The organism is Poseidonibacter ostreae (assembly GCF_009208075.1).
In the GTDB taxonomy this organism is placed as follows: Bacteria; Campylobacterota; Campylobacteria; order Campylobacterales; family Arcobacteraceae; genus Poseidonibacter; species Poseidonibacter ostreae.
In genome coordinates this window covers 1-874 of the sequence record NZ_WFKJ01000111.1, presented here as the reverse complement: position 1 = coordinate 874, position 874 = coordinate 1, and the positions used below count along the sequence as shown (strand labels likewise).

Annotated in this window: 1 protein-coding gene; it reads left to right on the top strand. The window is 27.8% G+C overall.

Annotated elements, in window-relative coordinates; genetic code table 11:
- Nucleotides 1–527 precede the first annotated feature (527 nt).
- Nucleotides 528–874: hypothetical protein (locus GBG18_RS15005; protein WP_152192381.1), on the top strand; the 347-nt coding region annotated here is incomplete at its 3' end.

The window sequence follows — 874 nt, the reverse complement described above, 5'->3', positions numbered from 1 at the left end:
CTTACTTTTGGAGCAGTTTTTACTAATGGAAAGCTTGTGCCAAAAAGACTTATTTTTGGAATACAAAGCACTTATATTAGTTTTCTGTGTTCCACAAAGTGTTCAAAAAGTAAAAACTACAAAGTTCCAAAAAACTTATGGGCTTATGGAACAAAAAAAGTGAGCTTTTAAATTATATATTTAAAGCTTATTTTAACTTCTAATTTAATTGCACGTGCTAGCACGTGTAATATATTTCACTAACCTAAGTATAAAAATTATTTATTATAAAATAGTCGTTAATTTTAATGACTTTAGTAACTATAATTATATTAAATAAATGAAGACTTTTGTCGTTAAATTTAACGACTTATTTTAACTCAGAGCAGCCTTTTTATCTATGATGTAGAAACTATATTTAAATCAGACCTTCACTATGTCAATATAATTAAATTGCAAATTGCAATCTTTTCAAGATAGATGATTATTTTTTGTAATAATACAAAATAACTGAGCTTAGAAATAGTCTTATGCGTAAGGAGACTCCATTGGCAAGAGTATCGAAAAAACTTAAAATAGGGTGTAGATGTAACTCAAGTAGTAATAATGATAATATTCACTTTGATGAAGTAGATAATACTTTAGCTGAAGAGCATAGGGGGTATTATTTGATGACAACAGTAACGAGGGGACAAAAGAATACTAATCCAAGAGTATACTTATCCCATAAGCACAAAGTTGAATACTTTAAGAGAAAGTTTGAAGAAACAAGAATCTCAACATATAAAACCGCTAGAAAATCCCTAACAACTGTATTTGATTATTATGAAGGCTATGAAAAATTTCTAAATAGCGCTATAAAAGAAATATTCCCTATTGTAAAACGTAATCGTAG